At 45.7% G+C, this 17280-nt stretch carries 22 protein-coding genes and 1 pseudogene; 16 read left to right on the top strand and 7 right to left on the bottom strand.

Annotated features, from left to right (window positions below):
- Nucleotides 1-125 precede the first annotated feature (125 nt).
- Nucleotides 126-1757, top strand: coding sequence for a M20/M25/M40 family metallo-hydrolase (locus tag CJU60_RS05970; protein WP_095713305.1), 1632 nt, complete (start codon nucleotides 126-128; stop codon nucleotides 1755-1757).
- Nucleotides 1758-1804: 47 nt separating this feature from the next.
- Here CJU60_RS05970 and proC read toward each other — a convergent pair whose 3' ends face one another.
- Nucleotides 1805-2641 (bottom strand): pyrroline-5-carboxylate reductase, encoded by an 837-nt coding sequence (gene proC, locus CJU60_RS05965; RefSeq protein ID WP_095713230.1) that lies wholly within the window; start codon nucleotides 2639-2641, stop codon nucleotides 1805-1807.
- A 402-nt stretch (nucleotides 2642-3043) separates the two neighbouring features.
- On the opposite strand from proC, the gene CJU60_RS05960 reads away from it, so the two are divergent.
- From CJU60_RS05960 to CJU60_RS05940, 5 genes are all read left to right on the top strand, one after another.
- Nucleotides 3044-4003, top strand: a complete 960-nt coding sequence (locus CJU60_RS05960) for an MBL fold metallo-hydrolase (RefSeq protein WP_024121959.1) — start codon at nucleotides 3044-3046, stop codon at nucleotides 4001-4003.
- A 5-nt stretch (nucleotides 4004-4008) separates the two neighbouring features.
- Complete coding sequence (locus CJU60_RS05955) at nucleotides 4009-4788, top strand: SDR family NAD(P)-dependent oxidoreductase (protein ID WP_059336663.1); 780 nt, start codon at nucleotides 4009-4011, stop codon at nucleotides 4786-4788.
- 92 nt (nucleotides 4789-4880) lie between these two features.
- The gene (gene dsdA, locus CJU60_RS05950; RefSeq protein ID WP_095713229.1) at nucleotides 4881-6227 is read left to right on the top strand and encodes a D-serine ammonia-lyase; all 1347 of its coding nucleotides are present in this window, start codon (nucleotides 4881-4883) and stop codon (nucleotides 6225-6227) included.
- An 88-nt stretch (nucleotides 6228-6315) separates the two neighbouring features.
- Nucleotides 6316-7275 (top strand): type I pantothenate kinase, encoded by a 960-nt coding sequence (gene coaA / locus CJU60_RS05945; RefSeq protein WP_024121956.1) that lies wholly within the window; start codon nucleotides 6316-6318, stop codon nucleotides 7273-7275.
- Nucleotides 7276-7280: 5 nt separating this feature from the next.
- Entirely contained in the window at nucleotides 7281-7667 is a 387-nt protein-coding gene (locus CJU60_RS05940) for a VOC family protein (RefSeq protein ID WP_095713228.1), read from the top strand.
- Here the strand turns inward: CJU60_RS05940 and CJU60_RS21520 are convergent.
- The gene (locus CJU60_RS21520; RefSeq protein WP_024121954.1) at nucleotides 7664-7825 is read right to left on the bottom strand and encodes a hypothetical protein; all 162 of its coding nucleotides are present in this window, start codon (nucleotides 7823-7825) and stop codon (nucleotides 7664-7666) included. The genes CJU60_RS05940 and CJU60_RS21520 overlap by 4 nt on opposite strands.
- Before the next feature lie 53 nt (nucleotides 7826-7878).
- A complete protein-coding gene (locus tag CJU60_RS05930; protein WP_044154746.1) occupies nucleotides 7879-9108 on the bottom strand; it encodes an MDR family MFS transporter in 1230 nt (409 codons plus the stop codon).
- 134 nt (nucleotides 9109-9242) lie between these two features.
- On the opposite strand from CJU60_RS05930, the gene CJU60_RS05925 reads away from it, so the two are divergent.
- The gene (locus tag CJU60_RS05925) at nucleotides 9243-9617 is read left to right on the top strand and encodes an MBL fold metallo-hydrolase (RefSeq protein WP_095713227.1); all 375 of its coding nucleotides are present in this window, start codon (nucleotides 9243-9245) and stop codon (nucleotides 9615-9617) included.
- Nucleotides 9618-9629: 12 nt separating this feature from the next.
- Here CJU60_RS05925 and CJU60_RS05920 read toward each other — a convergent pair whose 3' ends face one another.
- Nucleotides 9630-9836, bottom strand: coding sequence for a YqzH family protein (locus tag CJU60_RS05920; protein ID WP_010334838.1), 207 nt, complete (start codon nucleotides 9834-9836; stop codon nucleotides 9630-9632).
- Between the two features lie 167 nt (nucleotides 9837-10003).
- On the opposite strand from CJU60_RS05920, the gene CJU60_RS05915 reads away from it, so the two are divergent.
- The 7 genes and pseudogenes from CJU60_RS05915 to CJU60_RS05885 all read left to right on the top strand — a co-directional run bounded on the left by CJU60_RS05915 (nucleotide 10004) and on the right by CJU60_RS05885 (nucleotide 14183).
- A complete protein-coding gene (locus tag CJU60_RS05915; protein ID WP_095713226.1) occupies nucleotides 10004-11242 on the top strand; it encodes a DNA polymerase IV in 1239 nt (412 codons plus the stop codon).
- Nucleotides 11239-11577: a YolD-like family protein gene (locus CJU60_RS05910; RefSeq protein ID WP_095713225.1), complete on the top strand. Its 339-nt coding sequence runs from the start codon at nucleotides 11239-11241 to the stop codon at nucleotides 11575-11577. Before CJU60_RS05915 ends, CJU60_RS05910 begins: the two co-directional genes overlap by 4 nt.
- A 183-nt stretch (nucleotides 11578-11760) precedes the next feature.
- Nucleotides 11761-12231, top strand: a complete 471-nt coding sequence (locus CJU60_RS05905; RefSeq protein ID WP_095713224.1) for a GNAT family N-acetyltransferase — start codon at nucleotides 11761-11763, stop codon at nucleotides 12229-12231.
- Between the two features lie 12 nt (nucleotides 12232-12243).
- Nucleotides 12244-12601 (top strand): annotated as a pseudogene (locus CJU60_RS05900) (antibiotic biosynthesis monooxygenase family protein).
- Nucleotides 12579-13610 (top strand): bifunctional GNAT family N-acetyltransferase/GrpB family protein, encoded by a 1032-nt coding sequence (locus CJU60_RS05895; RefSeq protein ID WP_095713223.1) that lies wholly within the window; start codon nucleotides 12579-12581, stop codon nucleotides 13608-13610. Before CJU60_RS05900 ends, CJU60_RS05895 begins: the two are co-directional and overlap by 23 nt.
- On the top strand, nucleotides 13607-13930 hold the full coding sequence (locus tag CJU60_RS05890; protein WP_095713222.1) for an iron-sulfur cluster biosynthesis family protein: 324 nt from the start codon (nucleotides 13607-13609) through the stop codon (nucleotides 13928-13930). The genes CJU60_RS05895 and CJU60_RS05890 overlap by 4 nt, the downstream gene beginning before the upstream one ends.
- Before the next feature lie 13 nt (nucleotides 13931-13943).
- Complete coding sequence (locus CJU60_RS05885; RefSeq protein ID WP_095713221.1) at nucleotides 13944-14183, top strand: DUF2552 family protein; 240 nt, start codon at nucleotides 13944-13946, stop codon at nucleotides 14181-14183.
- A 36-nt stretch (nucleotides 14184-14219) separates the two neighbouring features.
- On the opposite strand, the gene CJU60_RS05880 is transcribed toward CJU60_RS05885, so the two are convergent.
- Nucleotides 14220-15125 (bottom strand): alpha/beta hydrolase, encoded by a 906-nt coding sequence (locus CJU60_RS05880; RefSeq protein ID WP_095713220.1) that lies wholly within the window; start codon nucleotides 15123-15125, stop codon nucleotides 14220-14222.
- 170 nt (nucleotides 15126-15295) lie between these two features.
- Here CJU60_RS05880 and CJU60_RS05875 point away from each other — a divergent pair, with 170 nt between their 5' ends.
- Entirely contained in the window at nucleotides 15296-15520 is a 225-nt protein-coding gene (locus CJU60_RS05875) for a YqkE family protein (protein WP_095713304.1), read from the top strand.
- 29 nt (nucleotides 15521-15549) lie between these two features.
- Here CJU60_RS05875 and CJU60_RS05870 read toward each other — a convergent pair whose 3' ends face one another.
- Nucleotides 15550-16470, bottom strand: coding sequence for an aldo/keto reductase (locus tag CJU60_RS05870; protein ID WP_095713219.1), 921 nt, complete (start codon nucleotides 16468-16470; stop codon nucleotides 15550-15552).
- A 62-nt stretch (nucleotides 16471-16532) separates the two neighbouring features.
- Nucleotides 16533-16655 (bottom strand): Z-ring formation inhibitor MciZ, encoded by a 123-nt coding sequence (mciZ, locus tag CJU60_RS05865; RefSeq protein ID WP_010334819.1) that lies wholly within the window; start codon nucleotides 16653-16655, stop codon nucleotides 16533-16535.
- A gap of 73 nt (nucleotides 16656-16728) precedes the next feature.
- On the opposite strand from mciZ, the gene nudF reads away from it, so the two are divergent.
- The gene (nudF, locus tag CJU60_RS05860) at nucleotides 16729-17280 is read left to right on the top strand and encodes an ADP-ribose pyrophosphatase (RefSeq protein ID WP_044154761.1); all 552 of its coding nucleotides are present in this window, start codon (nucleotides 16729-16731) and stop codon (nucleotides 17278-17280) included.

Raw genomic sequence — 17280 nt, 5'->3', positions numbered from 1 at the left:
CATTTCTTTCCCGTCATATAAACTGCTCAAACGATCCGATTTTGTCAAACATTTCTGTATAATAGACAGGGAGTCATGTTATTTTTTAGAATCGAAGCGTTTTTATACATAGGAGGGCGGAAATGATGAATTGGCAGACCAAGAGTAATTTGCTTACCCTTTTAACTTCGCTTGTCCAGTACGAAAGTGTCACTGGTTCGAAAGGGGAAGCCGCACTTGCGGAATATCTTTATTATCTTTTAAAGGACAAGCCTTATTTTCAAAATAACCCTGATCATGTCACACTCCATCCAATGGAAGATGGCAGAACGTTTCTGACAGCGCTTGTCAAAAAGAAAGATGTAAAACAGACAGTGCTATTGCTGAGCCATTTTGATGTCGTGGACATAGAGGACTACGGCGAATTCAAGCATATGGCCTGTAAGCCGGCTGAGCTTTTAAACTCCTTTTTGGAGAAAAAAGAGTTGCTTCCTGAACGTGTGAGAACAGACGCGGAAAGCGGCGACTGGCTGTTCGGGAGAGGCACGATGGATATGAAAGCGGGGCTGGCTGTTCAGCTGTCGATGCTTGAGCGGGCAATGAATGGTCGTTTTGATGGGAATGTGCTTTTGATTACGGTTCCTGACGAGGAAGTGAATTCAAGAGGAATGATCGAAGCCGTTCCTGCTCTGAAGGAAATCGAGCATAAATTTCATCTTACATACACTGCTTGTTTGAATAGCGAACCGATGTTTGAAAAGTTTCCGGGTGACCAGCGGCAATATGTGTATACAGGAAGCATTGGCAAGGTTCTCGCAGGGTTTTTCTGCAAAGGGATAGAGACGCATGTCGGAGAGCCGTTTTCCGGTTTAAATGCAAATTTAATGGTTTCTGAGATCAACCGTCTGCTGGAACTGAACGTGAATTACTGCGAAATGGCTGACGGGGAAGTCACCCCGCCGCCGGTAAACTTAATGCAAAAGGACTTGAAGGAGTCATATTCCGTCCAAACACCGCATACGGCCGTTACGTTATTTAATGTACTGACAATGAAGCGCTCTGCGAGTGAGCTGCATAACATGCTGCGGAGAACCGCAGAGCAGGCGGCAGAGAAGATTTCAAACCATATTCAGCAAAAAACACGTGATTTCCAGAAGTTTGAGCCATTTCATCCAATTGAACGAACTGTCTCTGTTTTTACATTTGATGAGCTGCTTGCACGTGCGAAAAGGCGTGTCGGAAGCTCAGAAACAGAACGGGTGCTGAATTTCACTTATGCAAACAGGGGAGATCTTGGAGACAGGGATTTTTCGACTAGAATTGTATCTGAGCTCGCAGCGCTGTGTAAGGAAGATGCGCCGCTCATTGTTCTCTTTTACAGCCCTCCATTTTATCCGGCAGTGTCATCAAAGAACGATCAGGTAATCAAGAATACTGCTGGCAAGCTCATTCAATATGCAGCTGACAGGTACGGCATTGCTTTACGGGAGGTTCAGTATTTTCCAGGACTCTCGGATTTGAGCTATCTTCAGCTGGAAAAACAGGAGGTTGGTGCATACACAAGCAATATGCCGCTCTTTAACAGAGGATATTCACTTCCCAGCAGTAAAGACAAGGCGCTGTATGTCCCGGTATTAAATGTCGGCCCGGCTGGAAAAGACCCGCACAAATGGACAGAAAGACTGTATGTGCCTTATTCCTTTGAGGTGCTTCCCGACTTGCTGTCCTTTACAATCTCTGCATTATTAAAACAATCAGAAGCTGCCAGCCAGCCTTAAGATAAAAGAAGACAGAAAGCGCTTTGCCTTCTGTCTTGTGTTTTTTTCTATAAATGCTTCTCTAAGGCGGCTCCGGCAAATTGCTCTTTGATTTCAGCGCTTCGTTTGGCTGTTTCTTCAATACAATGAATGATCGCTTCTTCAAAGCGGGCTTCCGTTAAAGCGCGAAGGCCTGCCTCTGTTGTTCCCCCTGGGCTCGTAATCTCCCTGCGCAGCTGTGCGGGCTGTTTTCCGCTTTGACGAAGCATGTCTGTAGCGCCGGCCATTGTCTGCAGGATCAATTTTTTAGCCGTTTCCTCCTCTAAACCGACCTTTTGCGCCGCTTTTTCCATCGCTTCGATATAGCGATACAGGTAAGCGGGACCGCTGCCTGCTATCGCGGTAACGGCATCAAGGTGCTGCTCCTCAACCAATGTGGCGTCTCCGATTGTTTCTAGCAATGCTGTAGCCGCCGTGATATCGTCTTGGCTTGCTTCAGCGCTTACGGAAAATCCGGTTGCTGATTTTCTGATGGCAGCTGAAGTATTCGGCATCACCCGTATGACAGCAAGCTTTCTGCCGAAATAATGCTGAATGGTTTCGATGGTAAGGCCTGCAAGCACAGAAATGACAAGCTGATCCTTCATATAAGAACGAATGCTGTCAATGCTCTCTGCCGCATCCTTAGGCTTAAAAGCGAGAACGACGATATCTGTTTGTGTGAAAAACTCGCTCTTATCCCTGCATGGACGCACGCCGTACATTTCCTTTAATTCATTGAGTCTCTCTTCGTTTGACCTGTTTGTGATATAAATATTTTCAGGTTTTGTAATGCCGCTTTGCAAAAAGCCGTTGATCATTGCTTCAGCCATGGACCCGGCGCCGACAAATCCTATCTTTTTCATGGATATCCTCCTTCTATCAGAACAACAAAAAACCTTTTCATCACGTAAAGGACGAAAAGGTTCGCGGTACCACCCTCATTAGCACAACTTGTGCTCAGCTCAAATCCCGTAACGCGGGAAACGTTTAGGTTTTCCTAACCGCGACTTGAGGGCAGGTTCTACAAACAAGCGGGCCGCGATACCTTTCAGCCTGGGGATATCGCTCTCTCTGGCCATTGCCTGTATACTATTCCTCGTCATAGCGTTCCAATGGTTCTCATTTTAGTTGTTGTTCATTATGCAATGGGGGATAAGCTAATGTCAATAGCTTTTTCAAAAAGGGACATTCTCATACGGCAATAATGACACAGGACCGAGAAAAAGCTAAAATATGAGTAATGAATGAAGACAAGGAGCAAAAGAATGACAACTGCAGATATCATTCCGATTCGCGTCCCGACACCGTTTGCCGTCGGTGATGTCATCGTTTACTTAGTGAAAGGTGACGCGCTGACACTGATCGATGCCGGACCGAACACTAAAGAAGCAGCTGAAGTCCTAAAAGAGCAGCTTGCTAGTATACATATAGAAATGTCAGATATTGAGCAGATCGTGCTGACTCACCATCACGCGGATCATGCGGGGTTGCTTGATGTTTTTTCTGATGATATTAAAGTGATTGGACATCCGTTTAACGAACCATATATCAGCAGAGACAAGGCATTTATGGAGTGGCAAAAACATTTTTTTCAAAAGCTGCTGCCTGAGTTAGGCGTTCCATTTGATGATGTGAAAGCAGAAAGGCTCATCCGGTCGGCGTACGCATTTTCCTGTACAAGATCCTTGACCCAAACGGTTACGGAAGGGATGAAAATTGACGGGATGGGTGACTGGACTGTTCTGGAAATGCCCGGACATGCAGAGTCGCATATTGTTCTCTTTCATGAAAAGACCGGAAGAATGCTTGGCGGTGATTTGCTGCTGGCGAACAGCTCGTCTAACCCGATTCTTGAAGCGCCAAAAACGGGAGAAAAAAGATCGGAGCCTTTACTGGATTATCAGCGGTCGTTGCGGAGGCTGTCTGAACTTGCCCCGAACACAGTGTTTCCCGGTCATGGCGAGACGATTGGCAATGTACGAGCACTGATCAAGAAGCGGTTTGACAAGCAGAGCAGCCGAACCGAGGATGTGCGTCATATGCTGTCGGAAAAACCGCTTACCGCTTTTCAGGTCTGTCAGCAGCTCTTTCCTGCCGTTTATGAAAAAGAGTTGTTTTTAACGATGTCAGAAACGGTTGGGCATCTTGATATATTGGCAGCCGAAGCAGGCATCACGTCATATTGGGATGGAAATACCGCATACTTTAGAGCAATAGAGAGGTGAACAGGTTGAAAAATATAGCTGGCAAGCGTATTTGGATTACAGGTGCTTCAGGAGGGCTTGGTGAAAGAATCGCTTATTTATGTGCGGCTGAAGGAGCCCATGTTTTGCTGTCGGCAAGACGTGAGGATCGTTTGAAGGAAATCAAAAGAAAAATGACCGAGGAATGGAGCGGACAATGTGATATTTTCCCTCTGGATGTCTCCCGTCTTGAAGATATCACCCTCGTCCGTGATCAGATCGGTCCGGTTGATGTGCTGATCAATAATGCAGGTTTCGGTATTTTTGAAACGGTTTTAGACTCTACACTTGATGAGATGAAATCAATGTTTGATGTCAATGTTTTCGGTCTGATTGCCTGTACAAAAGCTGTTCTTCCGCATATGCTTGAGCAAAAAAGCGGCCATATCATCAATATTGCCTCTCAAGCAGGGAAAATTGCCACACCGAAATCCAGCCTTTATTCAGCGACAAAACACGCTGTGCTCGGCTATTCAAACGCTTTGCGTATGGAGCTGGCGGGCACAGGCGTCTATGTGACGACAGTCAATCCAGGGCCGATTCAGACTGACTTTTTTTCTATTGCTGATAAAGGCGGAGACTATGCCAAAAATGTCGAACGCTGGATGCTTGACCCAGATGATGTGGCAGCACAAATCGCGTCTGCCATTATGACGAACAAACGTGAAATCAACCTTCCTCGTTTGATGAATGCCGGCACAAAGCTATATCAGCTGTTTCCAGCCCTTGTGGAAAAGCTGGCTGGACGGGTGTTCATGAAAAAATAAGCATGGAACTGCCTGTGTGAGGCGCCTTTTGGTGTGTTTGCAGGCAGTTTTTTATAAAGATATACATTTGTTAAAGGAAGGAGAAATGGCTGATGTCGATAAATCAAGAAACTTTGCGTAATCTGATAAAAGATCCATTTATTCAGAAATTGATTGATGCACGACCGGTATTCTGGGCTAATCCCGGCAAGAAAGAGGGGATGGTATTACAAGCGGCTGAGTGGGAAAGCGAGATAGCCGAGGCGGACAAAAGACTTCGGCGGTTTGCTCCTTATATTGCCGAGGCGTTTCCGGAAACAAAAGCTGCCGAAGGGATGATTGAATCGCCGCTTTTTGAAATACGCCATATGAAAAAGAAGCTGGAGGAAGTGTATGGCGAAACGTTTCCGGGGAGATGGCTTTTAAAGTGCGATCATGAGCTTCCGATTTCGGGATCGATTAAAGCACGCGGCGGTATTTATGAAGTGCTGAAACATGCGGAGGAGCTTGCGCTTCAAGAAGGAATGCTTAAGGAAACAGATGATTACAGCATCTTGCACGAAGAGCGGTTCACTTCATTTTTTTCACGCTATTCCATTGCTGTCGGCTCAACAGGCAATCTTGGTTTAAGCATCGGCATCATTGGCGCCAAACTAGGTTTTCTAGTGACGGTGCATATGTCCTCCGACGCTAAACAGTGGAAGAAGGATTTACTTCGCAAAAAGGGTGTCACCGTAATCGAGTACGAATCAGATTACAGTGAAGCGGTTAAAGAAGGACGGCGGCAGGCGGAACAAGATCCATTCTGTTATTTTATTGATGATGAACATTCCCGCCAGCTGTTCCTAGGATATGCGGTAGCGGCCAGTCGTTTAAAAACACAGCTCAGCTTTATGGATATCGAGCCTGGTCCTGAAACACCGCTGTTTGTGTATTTGCCTTGCGGAGTCGGCGGAGGGCCGGGCGGTGTGGCATTTGGACTGAAGCTATTGTACGGAAACCATGTCCATGTATTTTTCGGGGAGCCTACCCATTCACCGTCTATGCTCTTAGGTCTATATTCCGGCTTGCATGACCAGATCTCTGTGCAGGATATCGGCTTGGATAATATAACGGCTGCTGACGGGCTTGCCGTAGGGCGTCCGTCAGGATTTGTCGGCAATCTGATAGAACCTTTGCTGAGCGGCTGTTATACAATTGAAGACGAAACGCTGTATACATTGCTTCATTTGCTGGCTTTATCTGAAAATAAGCATTTAGAGCCGTCTGCGCTTGCCGGCATGTTCGGGCCTGTTCAGCTGTTTTTATCGGATACCGGGAAACACGACATGTCTGAAAATGATCTGCGTCACAGCATGAAAAATGCCGTACATGTTGTCTGGGGAACGGGAGGCAGTATGGTTCCGAAAGAAGAAATGGCTGCATATAACCGAATCGGTGCTGACTTGTTAAAAAGGTAAATTGAAAAAATAAGCAGACAGTAGGAATGTTTTCCGTTACAATCTTTGTAAGCGTTTGTTTAAAGCTACAGAGAGTCAGGTGTAAACAGTGAAAAATAAAGAGCTTAATTTACATACTTTATATACACAGCACAGCCGGCAGTCTTGGTCAGGATTTGGGGGCCATTTGTCGATTGCTGTTTCTGAAGAAGAGGCAAAAGCTGTTGAAGGGCTTAATGATCATCTATCCGTAGAGGAAGTGGAGACGATCTATATTCCGCTTGTTCGCCTGCTTCATTTGCATGTCAAGTCGGCTGCCGAACGAAATAAGCATGTGAATGTTTTTTTGAAGCACCCTCATTCAGCCAAAATTCCGTTTATCATCGGCATTGCCGGCAGTGTCGCAGTCGGGAAAAGCACGACAGCGCGGATTTTGCAGAAGCTGCTTTCGCGTTTGCCGGATCGCCCCAAGGTCAGCCTGATCACGACAGACGGTTTTTTATTTCCTACAGCTGAGCTGAAGAAGAAAAACTTGCTGTCAAGAAAAGGATTTCCTGAAAGCTATGATGTGAAAGCGCTCCTTGAATTTTTGAATGACGTAAAGTCAGGAAAAGAAAGAGTGAAGGCCCCTGTATATTCTCATTTAACCTATGACCGCGAGGAAGGTGTGTTCGAGGTTGTAGAACAGGCTGATATCGTGATCATCGAAGGGATTAATGTTCTTCAATCGCCGACCTTGGAGGATGACCGGGAAAATCCCCGCATCTTTGTTTCCGATTTCTTTGATTTTTCAATTTACGTCGATGCGGACGAAAGCCGGATTCTTACCTGGTATTTAGAGCGTTTCCGCCTTCTTCGGGAAACAGCCTTTCAAAATCCGGACTCGTATTTTCATAAGTTTAAAGACCTGTCTGACCAGGAGGCTGACGAGATGGCAACCTCGATTTGGGAGAGTGTCAACCGCCCTAATTTATATGAAAATATTTTGCCGACTAAATTCAGGTCAGATTTAATATTGCGAAAGGGAGACCGGCATAAGGTAGAAGAAGTGTTAGTCAGAAGGGTGTGACCATTGTGCATCATATTGAACTGTATGTCTCCGATTTGGAAGCGTCTAAGCGGTTTTGGGGATGGTTTTTAGCAGAAATTGGCTATAAAGAGTGTCAAAAATGGAGTTCCGGCATCAGCTGGAAGAAAGATCACTTTTACCTTGTGATTGTTCAGGCAAAAGAAGAATGTCTAGAGCCGAAATATCACAGGTGCCGTGTCGGGCTGAATCATCTCGCGTTTCATGCTGAATCCAAGCTTCAAGTCGACCTGATGACTGAAAAATTGATGGCGAAAGGCTATCGTGTGCTGTACCGAGACCGGCATCCTTTTGCCGGAGGAGACGGGCATTATGCAGTCTATTGTGAGGACCCTGACCGGATTAAGGTAGAGCTCGTTGCCCCAAGCGGTTAATCGTTTTGGTCTTCGGACATGCTGTTAAGCTTTTTTTCGATTCGGTCCAGCTGTGCTTTACGGTTTTTCGCATATGTAGAGCCGATCACAGCCGCCGAGATAACAGCGGCAAACATAAAAAATACGATCAGCTGAAACATGATATCACCTATATTCATATTTCATCACCTCGTTTTTGCGGGAGAGAGCGATTCTCTCCCGTCTTCTTGTGTTAAAGCGGCTTCCCCAGTCCGGGTTGCTGCTCAGTGATTCCCGCTTTCATCCTCCGATAGGCAAACACTAAAAACGGCAGGCCAAGCAGGGTGATGCCGCTAAGGACAGAAAAAATGGAACTTGGATGCCCGGCACCAAATGCATCTATACATAAGCCGCCGGCCCAAGGGCCAATCACATTCCCAAACTGCGAAAAGCCGATCGCTCCGAAATACGTTCCTTTTAATCCGGGTTTTGCAATCTGGTCTACAAACAAATCCATCATACAGAATAAGAGCACTTCTCCAATTGTAAATGCAATCACAATGATAACAAGTGAAGAAACCCCGTGTGACATGGTAAGAATCATCATGCTGGCGCTGATCATGATATTGCCGAGCATCAGGGAGCAAAGCGGCGAAAACCGTTTACCAAGGTGGACGATGGGAAACTGTGTTGCCAAAACAACAATTGCGTTTAATGTCAGCATCAAGCCGTACAATTTTGTCCCATTTTCGATAAAAGGATTTTGCGCCATATATTGCGGGAATGTAGAGCTGAACTGTGAATAGCCGAAGCTGCATAGTGTAATGCCGATAAGAGCAACTGTAAAAAGACGATCCTTTTGCGTTACCATAAACGCTTCCCGAACGTTCAGATTTCTGGATTGTTCTAATGTCGCGGGTGGATGCTTTTTAAATTGGATGGCAAGGATGACACCGTACATCCCATAAATCACCGCGGGCACCAAAAAAGGAGCGGTAGATTGTGATGAACCAAAGTACAGACCGAGCACAGGGCCGAAGACAACGCCGATATTAATGGCTGCATACCGTAAATTAAAAACCAGCAATCTTGTTTTTTCTTCTGTCATATCTGACAGCAAAGCTTTTGAAGCAGGTTCAAACAGTGATTTACAAAGTCCGTTTAACGCATTTACCACAAAAAATACCCAGAGGTGAGAAGCGGCTGCAAACCCTGCAAACACCAGCATCCAGCCGAAAATGGATACAAGCATCATGTTCTTTCTGCCGAATTTGTCCGAGATATATCCGCCATAAAAGCTTGCAATGATACCGACTGATGAGCTCGCCGCAATGACAAGCCCCGCGTAGGACGCTGATGCGCCTTGGACAGCTGTTAAATAAATCGCTAAAAACGGAATGCTCATCGATGTTGCCATCCTGCCAAAAATGGTTCCGATAATAATTGTCCAGCTGATTGGGTGGATATCTTTCCATGTCTTCATCTATTGTTCTCTCCTGTTAGTAAGATCTTTTTCTATCATACATGAAAAAATTTCCTTATCCAACGGGGGATTAAATTTTTTTACTTACTGGTTTATATGGGATTGTATTACACTATGTGTGCGCAGGATGACCTTTGTTTTTTGAATGGTTCATGTTTCACGTTGACGATGGCGTTTACGCCGTTGAAGTGGAGGGTGAAGTACACGGATTTTTGTTCGGCGCTTATATCATGAAAGTGCAATTCTCATTGAGCAGGAAATGCCCGGTCAGTTTAAAGACATTAGGAAGGCGGGAGAAGCAAACGGATTTCCGTTCGAAGACGTTGACCCATCAGGCTGTAGATCATATCGGCGGGGTTCCTGAAATGCTGAGTGAGACCGGGCATCAGATTAAAGTTTATGCTGACGGGCTTGAGCGCCCGTATATGAGAAGGGGCGCTTCCCGTCGATATCAGCCGCGTCCCTTCTGGCCATACGAAAACAGATATACGAAATTTCTCCAACAATGAAGGTGCATGTCACTAAGAAAACAGCCCTTGGTTTGTGACGTAGTCATAAATGATATCCTCTATATGCGCATGCAGGTCCTCGTCTGGATCTTCATTTTGTCTTTCCTCTAAAGCAGCTTTCAGGCTTTGTTTTTCATACGGGCTTAACGGATCAATGGCAACATTTCGGCCGTATTGGCGCAATGCCTGTCCCAGCATTTTTTCGACAAATTTCTCCATTTTGACTCTCCTATCTTTATGGTTCGCTTTCATTCTACTAAATGTTTTCCTTCTCTCAAACCCTTGCATCATATTTTCTGTCAGACAAGAATCATTTACCAGTATAAATCGAACATATTTTCGCATATAATAGTGAAAGCGAACATAAGTTCTTTTTAGAGGTGTGTATGATGAAAGAAAAAGTGATTTTTCTCGTTGACATGCAATCGTTTTATGCATCTGTAGAGAAAGCGGAAAATCCACATTTAAAAAATCAGCCGGTGATTGTTTCGGGTGATCCGGAAAGGCGGGGCGGAGTCGTATTGGCTGCATGCCCGCTGGCGAAACGAAAAGGGGTAGCCAATGCCTCACGCCTGTGGGAAGCGCAGGAAAAGTGCCCTGAAGCTGTTGTGCTCCGGCCTCGTATGCAGCGGTATATTGATGTATCGCTGCAAATCACCGCCATTTTAGAGGAATATACAGATCTTGTGGAACCCTATTCCATTGACGAGCAGTTCATGGATATCACAGGCAGCCAGAAGCTGTTTGGGGCGCCCGAGGAGATTGCTAAAAGCATTCAGGACAGAATCATGCGGGAGGTCGGCATTTATGCCCGGGTCGGAATCGGCCCTAATAAAGCGCTTGCCAAAATTGCGTGTGACAATTTTGCCAAAAAGAATAAGAACGGTATTTTCACGTTAACGAAAGAAAATATGAAAACCGAGATGTGGCCGCTTCCGGTGGGGAGTATGTTTGGCGTCGGGAGCCGGATGAAACATCATTTAAATCGAATGGGCATCAGCACGATCGGCGGGCTTGCGGTTTTTCCGCTCGAGCTTTTAAAAAAGAAATGGGGCATTAACGGACACGTGCTGTGGATGACGGCGAACGGAATCGACTATTCTCCTGTGTCAACGGCATCGCTGGACGGACAAAAAGCGATTGGCCACGGAATGACACTCCCGAAAGACTATGAACACTTTGACAAAGAAATAAAGGTCGTTCTGCTGGAGCTGAGTGAAGAGGTATGCAGGCGAAGCCGAAACGCCGGGATGATGGGGCAGACGGTTTCGGTGAGCTGCAGGGGGGCTGACTTTGATTTGCCGACCGGCTTCAACCGGCAAGTGAAGCTGGCGGAACCGACCAATTCTACGCAGGATGTGTACCAGGCTGTATGCAGACTGTTTCTCAAGTTTTGGGACGGGAAGCCTGTCCGCCGCCTCGGGGTCAATCTCTCTCAGCTCTCATCTGATGAAGTATGGCAGCTTAATTTATTTCAGGATTATGCAAAGAAGATGAGCCTCGGCTATGTGATGGACGGGATTAAAAACCGGTTCGGCGACACGGCGATCATCAGGGCGGCCTCACTGACAGCGGCAGGCCAGGCGTTTGAACGAGCGGCTAAAATAGGAGGGCATTATAAATGAATGAGCATTTAAAAAGAGGCAATCTGCTGTGGGAAGGAAGCCGAATGTTTCTGCCTGAACATAAACAAAGCCTGCTTGAGAGAAAACACCATAAACAGAAGCTGCAAAGGCCAATCCTTGATTCGGATAAGCTGGAGGAGATGAACCAAACGTTTTGCATGGCAATGGAATTTGCTCAGGATATTACTGTCAGCTGCTTTCAAGATGGCGAAATTGTCACCTGCAGCGGGAAAATCTGCCGCTATGAAGAATTTGAAAAAACAGTGTGGATAAAAGGGGACGCCGGCAAGCTCTGTAAGCTGAGACTTGATCAGGTGCTTGATATTTTTCTGTAAATGTTCCCCCTCCTGGAGGGGGAGAACTAGATGTGAAAATAGCAAACATTGTTCCGTCAGCAGTCTGGAAACGTATGATACAGAAAAGAAGGCATTTACAATTCCAGTCAGGCAAAATATAATTTTTATATTGTGAGAAAAAAGAGACATTCGTTTTGCCAGACGGAGGGAGATCAAATCGTAATGGATATTCGAACAATCACGTCTTCAGATTATGAAATGGTAACGTCTGTAATGAATGAATGGTGGGGCGGCAGGCAGCTGAAAGAAAAGCTCCCGCGATTATTTTTTGAACATTTTCAGGACACCAGCTTTATCACACATGAACATAACAGCATGACTGGATTTTTAATCGGATTTCAATCGCAATCAGATCCTGTAACGGCATACATCCATTTTTCCGGTGTGCATCCGGATTTCAGAAAAATGCAAATTGGAAAACAATTATACGATGTGTTTATTGAAGCAGTTAAGAAGAGGGGATGCACCCGGGTAAAGTGCGTCACGTCCCCGGTAAATAAGGTGTCAATCGCGTATCATACAAGACTGGGTTTTGAAATTGAAAAAGGCAGCAAAACAGTGAATGGCATCTCAGTATTTGCAAATTACGATGGAACGGGCCAGGACAGGGTTCTTTTTGTGAAAAACATATGAGGAGGAACCGCTATGGATTTTTTGTCAAAAACACCTGAGCCTCCTTATTATGCTGTTATCTTTTCTTCTGTCAAAAGTGAAAATGACGAAGCATATGGAGAAACAGCAGAGCGGATGGTTTCGCTTGCGGCGAGCCAGCCCGGATTTTTAGGTGTGGAAAGCGTTCGCGAAGCGGATGGAACTGGCATCACAGTTTCCTATTGGGAGAGTATGAACGCAATCAATCATTGGAAGCATCACACCGAACACCAGGCAGCGAAAGAAAAAGGAAAAAGCGTATGGTATGAATCGTATGCGGTCCGCGTCGCCAAAGTCGAGAAGCAGCGGCTGTTTTCAGGAGAAAACAAATGATTGCATTTCTTCAGCATAAGGAAGAGGATGTATCGCGTGAGATTATTGACGTTCAAAAGCCAGCTTATGTAAAAGAAGCGGAGCTTATCGGTTTTGACGGAATCCCTGCTTTACACGAAAAAGCTGAGGATATCAGAGCCTCTCAGGAGCGATTTGCGGGATACCGGGAAGACGGGAAACTGCTCGGTGTCATTTCATACGAGAAGTTTATGCATGAGCTGACCATTTGCAGGCTTGTTGTGCATCCCGACGGTTTCAGAAAAGGCATCGGACGAGCACTCGTGCAATTTGTTATTGATCAGAACGAAGACGCTGAGAAAATCGAGGTAGTAACAGCCGAGAAAAACAACCCTGCCGTATCGCTGTATACGCAGGCAGGATTTGTAAAGACGAAAACCGTCAAAGCGTCAGAGGGGCTTTTGCTGTCAGTCTTTCATCTCTATCCGAAAAGAAAGGTTGAAGTCGTTCACTACAATGAAGAATGGGTAAGGCTGTTCAGTGAGGAAAAAGATCGTCTGAAGCTTGTGCTCGGCCCGGAGATCATTGACGTGCATCATGTCGGAAGCACATCGATACCAAATATGGCGGCAAAGCCGGTCATTGATATCCTGATTGCAGTAAAGGATATCGCGGCCGTGAACCAATATGATTCGAAAATGGCGGAGCTCGGCTATATGCCGAAAGGAGAAAACGGCATGATTGGCAGACGCTATTTTCAAAAGGGCGGAAATAAGCGTACCCATCATGTCCATATTTATGAGGGAGGGCATCCTGCTATTGAAAGGCATTTGGTGTTCAGAGATTATCTCACAGCTCATCCGGAAATAGCGAATGAATACGCCGCGCTCAAAAAACAGCTGGCGGCCCAGTACCCGGACAATATCAAGCCGTACATACAGGGAAAAACCGATTGGATCAAGGCTGCAGAAGAAAAAGCGAAGCGGTGGAAAAAAGGCAGAAACAATGCGAACGGACGCGTGGTGTGCTACAATAGCGAAAATGAAAAAAACGGGGGTTTCACCTTATGAACATTCATGTGACAGATGCAGCAAAACAGGCACTGCAGCAGGCGCTTGACGCCAACCCGGGAAAAAAGGCACAGCTCCGTTATGACGCTGAAGGATGCGGCTGCACAGTAAGCGGTGTACCGACCATCTGGGTGACAGAGGAATTAGCGGGACAGTGTGAGCAGCTGGAAACGAACGGCATTCCGCTATATATCCAGTCGTCGCAAAAAGTGTTTTTTGACGATCAAATGACAATCGATTACAATGAAAAAGCCAAAACGCTGGCGCTGAAAAGTCCGGCTCAAATGCTCAGTCCAAGAATGAGCATATTAGTAAAGTAGGGAGACACGAAACGTGGAACAAAAGCTGAAGTCAATTAAGAATACAGTACAGAATAAAACGTGGGTATCCTTTCTGAACAAAAACCATCCCTACACCCTGCTGCATTGGTCAATCGGAGGAGCGCAATCCGTCGAGAAGGATGTTTGGCTTTTGCAGGATGAAATGACATTTGAAGCGCAGGAGTTTACTACGATAGACCTTGCGATTGAATGGATCAGTGAAAATATGGATGGCATCACCGACGTTTTATGATGGAAAAGCGAAAGGCCGAAAGGGGCCTTTCGCTTTTTACGTTATTTTGTCTAAAAAGGCTTGCACGGTTTTTCGATACGTGTCCCGATTTTTTGTATACGACATGGCGTGTTCTCCAGCTTCAGCAATATAGAGTTCCTTTGGACCGGGCTTTTTTTTATAAAGCCGCTCGGTTGCAGAAACAGGAATATAATCATCGTGCCTGCTGTGAATAAAGAGGACCGGCTTTTCGATCGTTTCGATGACGGCAAGCGGAGATACATCGCGTGCGCGGTAGCCGTCCCTGAACCGCAAAAAGGAGTCGGCAATGGGAAGAATCGGCCAGGAAGGCAGCCGGTATTCCGCTTTCAGACGATACGCAAGCTGTTCCTCGAAGCTTGCAAACGGGCAATCGGCAATATAAAAATCAGCGCCATCGTCAGGATGTGCGCCTGCATACAGCAGAGCAGTCACTGCTCCCATTGATTCACCATGAATTCCGACCAATCCGCGGTTGCAGGTTTTGTCTTTGACCCATTTGACGACCTCGTTTAAATCATCCTTTTCATAAAAACCATAGCTTGTAGTCTTTCCGCCGCTTTGTCCGTGCCGGCGATGATCGTAAATCAGTACATTCCAGCCGAGATCAAGAAATAAATCCATATATTTGAGAGAATTCAATACATTTACAGTCACACCGTGGCAGATGATCATTGTATTTGATGTATCGTGCGGTGCAGCATAGTAGCCTTTTATATCATATCCGTAAGCCGATGGAATCACAAAAGTCGTTTTCTCCATGCGTTCAAACGATTCAAATACATCATGCCCGTCATCTGTTTCTCTTTTCATAATCTCTTCGTCGGTTTTTTTCTTTATGAACATAATGATATTTGTGAAACAAATACCGATAGCAGCTACAGCTGCCAAGACAGCGCCGACGGCTAAAAGGAATCTTTTCAAAAGACACAGCACCTTTCAACTCTATTATGGATAACCTTCTAAAACCATTATACCTAAACGCTGCTGAGCCGGCAGAAAAATATGACAGCGTTTTTCAGAAGAGAGTCTGCTTGTTCAGCCTGAATCTCCATGATAAACTGGCTTCAAAACAAAACACGGGGGAAGCGAGCATGAAAAAACAAAGATCCGCTGACAAACACCAGTTAAAAGACGATCTTCAATCCGATATAAAAGAAAAGCTGATGCAGATGAAAAGCCAATTGAAGGAAGAGGATCAGGAGAGACAGAAAAGAGAAAAAGCGGAACAGATCAGAAAGAAAAAGGAGATCGAAAAAAACAAAAGCTTTGAACAGCTCCTCGATGAAAGCCAGCTCGATTGGCATCAATATAAATAAACCAGCACCCGGTCAGGTGCTGGTTTTCTTTATGAACGGTGCGCTTCGTAAACGTCTTGTTTCGTGTGAGATTGGAGCGCTTTGATTTCCTCTTCACTTAAACGCCGTGCGTTTGCAGCATGAACGTTTTCCCGTAACTGCTCAATCTTACTGGCGCCTGTAATCACTGAGGCGACAGCAGGCTGTGCTAACAGATACTGCAGCGACTTTTCTGTCATAGACAGATCTGGCGCGACATTCTCCATCGCTTTGCGGGCATTTGTCAGTGTCTCGAACGAATAGGATAAGTACCCGTTTTGTTTGATACTGTCAGCCGATTGTTCAAGTGGTTTCTCAGTCAACAGCCCTTTAGCGACCGGGCCCCTGGCAACGACACTGATCTGATGTTCCTCTAAAAGCGGGAGCCATTCCTCCGGCCGTCTGTCAAACAGGCTGAATTGCATCATAATGCTGACGATGTTTGACTTTTTCACATATTCTTTAATGACGTTCGGGCGAATAGAAGAAATTCCATAATAACGAATGACACCTTCTTGTTTTAATTCTTCAAATGCTTCAATCGTTTCATCAATGTTATCTTCTATTGTGCCGCCGTGAAGCTGATACAGGTCGATATAATCCGTTTTCAGACGTGTCAAGCTCTTTTTCACAGCTTCTTTTATGTAAGCTTTTGAAGGGTCCCAATACCAGCCTTCACTTTCGTCACTCCAGCGGTTTCCGGCTTTTGTGGCCAAAATAATATCCTGGCGTCTGTTTTGAATCGCTTCGCCGACGATTTCTTCATTGCGGCCGCGGTCATACAAATCAGCTGTGTCCAGATAGTTGATGCCAAGCTCAATGGCTTCATCAAGGATCGACAGCGCTTTATTTTTTTCGGTTCCAAGGGACATACAGCCAAGTCCGACTTCGCTTATTTCTATATCAGATGAACCTAGTTTGCGCTTTTTCATGTGCACACTCCTTTTTTAGGCTTTGTAATGACCGTAATATAAAGGAGCGGAGTTTTCAACTTTTACGGCTCGGAAATCCAATCTTTCACATACCGGAATGTGCGCCCGTATTCCTTGAGCTTCGCCCGCACCTCCCACGCTTTTCCCACTAAAACGACGCCCTTTTGCATACGGTACACTTTCATAAAGAAGCCCCCTTTTCTCTAGTATGATAAAATGTATGGGGCATGATATAGAGACAGAACGGGAGATGAAGAAATGAAACACTTAGAAGAAAAAACAATTGCTAAAGAACAGATTTTTTCGGGTAAAGTTATTGATCTTTATGTAGAGGACGTCGAGCTCCCAAACGGAAAAACGAGTAAACGCGAAATTGTAAAACACCCGGGTGCGGTAGCGGTGCTGGCTGTCACAGACGAAGGGAAAATCATAATGGTGAAACAATTCCGGAAGCCGCTGGAGCGGACGATCGTTGAAATACCGGCCGGAAAGCTGGAAAAAGGAGAAGAGCCGGAGTATACGGCGCTTCGGGAGCTGGAAGAAGAAACAGGCTACACAGCGAAAAAGCTGACTAAAATCACAGCATTCTATACATCGCCCGGTTTTGCCGATGAAATTGTCCACGTTTTTCTTGCGGAAGAGCTGTCTGTGCTTGAAGAAAAACGGGAGCTTGATGAGGACGAGTTTGTTGAAGTGATGGAGGTGACGCTTGAAGACGCACTGAAGCTGGTTGAGTCGCGTGAGGTATATGATGCAAAAACAGCCTATGCGATTCAATATCTTCAGCTGAAAGAAGCGCTGCAAGCATAA

The organism is Bacillus sp. 7705b, from assembly GCF_002289525.1.
Taxonomy (GTDB): domain Bacteria; phylum Bacillota; class Bacilli; order Bacillales; family Bacillaceae; genus Bacillus; species Bacillus halotolerans.
Note: the sequence above shows the minus strand (reverse complement) of the source record. Positions and strands in the feature narration are given on the sequence as shown.

Bases quoted from the DNA above. Each gene is read 5' to 3' on its own strand.
- CJU60_RS05920 (WP_010334838.1), bottom strand. From the start codon at position 9,836: ATGGAGAAATTTGTCGAAAAAATGCTGGGACAGGCATTGCGCCAATAC.
- CJU60_RS05910 (WP_095713225.1), top strand. From the start codon at position 11,239: ATGAATGAGCATTTAAAAAGAGGCAATCTGCTGTGGGAAGGAAGCCGA.
- mciZ (WP_010334819.1), bottom strand. From the start codon at position 16,655: ATGAAAGTGTACCGTATGCAAAAGGGCGTCGTTTTAGTGGGAAAAGCG.
- CJU60_RS05875 (WP_095713304.1), top strand. From the start codon at position 15,296: ATGAAAAAACAAAGATCCGCTGACAAACACCAGTTAAAAGACGATCTT.
- CJU60_RS05905 (WP_095713224.1), top strand. From the start codon at position 11,761: ATGGATATTCGAACAATCACGTCTTCAGATTATGAAATGGTAACGTCT.
- proC (WP_095713230.1), bottom strand. From the start codon at position 2,641: ATGAAAAAGATAGGATTTGTCGGCGCCGGGTCCATGGCTGAAGCAATG.
- CJU60_RS05960 (WP_024121959.1), top strand. From the start codon at position 3,044: ATGACAACTGCAGATATCATTCCGATTCGCGTCCCGACACCGTTTGCC.
- CJU60_RS05915 (WP_095713226.1), top strand. From the start codon at position 10,004: ATGATGAAAGAAAAAGTGATTTTTCTCGTTGACATGCAATCGTTTTAT.
- CJU60_RS05895 (WP_095713223.1), top strand. From the start codon at position 12,579: ATGATTGCATTTCTTCAGCATAAGGAAGAGGATGTATCGCGTGAGATT.
- CJU60_RS05930 (WP_044154746.1), bottom strand. From the start codon at position 9,108: ATGAAGACATGGAAAGATATCCACCCAATCAGCTGGACAATTATTATC.
- CJU60_RS21520 (WP_024121954.1), bottom strand. From the start codon at position 7,825: ATGAATATAGGTGATATCATGTTTCAGCTGATCGTATTTTTTATGTTT.
- nudF (WP_044154761.1), top strand. From the start codon at position 16,729: ATGAAACACTTAGAAGAAAAAACAATTGCTAAAGAACAGATTTTTTCG.
- CJU60_RS05890 (WP_095713222.1), top strand. From the start codon at position 13,607: ATGAACATTCATGTGACAGATGCAGCAAAACAGGCACTGCAGCAGGCG.
- dsdA (WP_095713229.1), top strand. From the start codon at position 4,881: ATGTCGATAAATCAAGAAACTTTGCGTAATCTGATAAAAGATCCATTT.
- CJU60_RS05970 (WP_095713305.1), top strand. From the start codon at position 126: ATGAATTGGCAGACCAAGAGTAATTTGCTTACCCTTTTAACTTCGCTT.
- CJU60_RS05870 (WP_095713219.1), bottom strand. From the start codon at position 16,470: ATGAAAAAGCGCAAACTAGGTTCATCTGATATAGAAATAAGCGAAGTC.